The 1,863-nt window shown below is 70.3% G+C and carries 1 protein-coding gene and 1 pseudogene; both read right to left on the bottom strand.

What is annotated here, in order from left to right; translation table 11 throughout:
• A partial coding sequence (locus tag AQI88_RS42165; RefSeq protein WP_341849537.1) for a polyketide synthase dehydratase domain-containing protein occupies positions 1-1,622 on the bottom strand: 1,622 nt, incomplete at its 3' end.
• Positions 1,623-1,718: 96 nt separating this feature from the next.
• Positions 1,719-1,826: pseudogene (locus AQI88_RS49265) on the bottom strand (hypothetical protein); the annotation flags it as partial.
• Positions 1,827-1,863: the final 37 nt, after the last annotated feature.

Here is a 1,863-nt window from a genome sequence, read left to right as displayed (position 1 = left end):
AAGAACTGCTCACAGAAAGCCAGGTCCCGGGTCGAGGCGATGTGACTCTCGTCCACACCCATCGCCCGCAAGGCCGGCTGCTTGGCCGGGCTGGCGGTCGCGAAGACCTCCAAGCCCCACGCCTTGGCCAACTGCACCGCAGCCGTACCCACACCACCAGTACCGGCATGGATGAGGACTCGCTGACCGGGACGGACCTGAGCCAGATCCCGCAACGCGTAGAACGCGGTCAGGAACCCAATCGGCACTGCCGCGGCCTGCTGGAACGACCAGCCCCGCGGGATAGCAGCCACCAGGCGGCTGTCCACGATCCCGACCGGCCCCCAGTTCGGCACCAGGCCCATCACCGGCTGACCCACAGCCAGACCGGTCACTCCGGGGCCAATCTCCAGGACAACCCCGGCGCCTTCCCCACCAAGGCCTCGCTTGTCCGCGACCATCCCCAGCCCGGTCACCACGTCGCGGAAGTTCACACCCGCCGCACGCAGACCAACCCGGACCTGACCCTCCGACAACTCGTCGCCCGCCTCGGGAGCGTCGACAACAGCCGCACTGCCCAGGTCACCCGGCTGGGCCACCTCAACCCGCCAACCCGAACCACCGGGCAATGCCAACTCACTGGCGCGGGCCAACCGGCGACCGAACGCCACCACGCCCCCGCCGTCAGTAGCGGGACGGATGCGGACCTCAGGCTCATCGGCATCCAGTGCCACAGACAGGACAGCGTCCACGTCGGCATCACGGTCCGGGTCCAGACCAGCTGACGGGTCAACATCGACCAGCAGCAGACGACCCGGGTGCTCCGACTGCATGGAGCGGACCAGGCCCGCCACCGCCGCGCCGGCCAGATCCTGCCCAGCAGCCACGCCCTGGGTCCAGATCACCAACCGCGCGTTGTCGGTCTCGGGATCGGCCAGCCACTGCTGCACCCACCCCAACACCGTCGCGGCAGCGAGCTGGGCCGCCTGCGGCGCCGACGTCCCGGACGGAGCCACAGGCACCGCCGCAACAACCACCGGAGACACCTCGGAGCCGACCGACTGGCCGTGCCGAACCCACTGCACTGCGGCGGCGTCAGGGGTCTGCGGCACCGTCAGCGGGATCCAGTCCACGGTGAACAGCGACTGCCGCACCTGCCGGGCCGACCCAGCAAGCTGACCGGCCGAGGCCTCACGTAGCGCCAACGACCGCACCTGCAAGACGGGTTCACCGACAGCGTCAAACGCCGTGACTGAGACGCCGCCCGACCCGCGGGCCAGCACCACTCGCAGGTGGCGGGCACCGCCGGCCAGCAGCCGCACCCCCGACCACACGAACGGCAGTCCCGTCCCACCGCCACCATCGCTGGCGGCCAGCAGACCGTGCAGAGCGGCATCGAGCAGCGCGGGGTGCAAGCCGAACCCGGCAGCATCAGCTTCGACAGCCTGGGGCAGCTCAACCTCGGCATAGACGGTGTCCCCGGCCCGCCAGACCTGACGCAGGCCCTGGAACGCCGGCCCATAGCCGTAACCGCGCTGGGCAAACCTCTCGTAGGCGTCATCGACCGGAACCAGCTCCGCACCGGCCGGAGGCCAAGCCGCCAGCGGAGCCGGGACAGGCTCACTGCCAGCCGGAGCCAGCACGCCAACGGCGTGCCGAACCCATTCGCCCTCTCCCTCACGGGAGGAGACCGTCACCGTCCGCCGACCACTGTCGCCATCACTGTCACCGACCTGGACCTGCAACTGCACGCCACCGGAACCGGGAAGGACAAGCGGCTCCTGGAGCGTCAACTCCTCCAGCGTGCCGCACCCGGCCAGATCGCCAGCGTGGACCGCCAGGTCCACGAACGCCGTGCCGGGCAGCAGGACCGTGCCATGGACC

This window comes from Streptomyces cellostaticus, from assembly GCF_001513965.1.
Lineage (GTDB): Bacteria > Actinomycetota > Actinomycetes > Streptomycetales > Streptomycetaceae > Streptomyces > Streptomyces cellostaticus.
The sequence above is the reverse complement of the archived record's forward strand: the minus strand, read 5'-3'. Positions and strand labels throughout refer to the sequence as shown.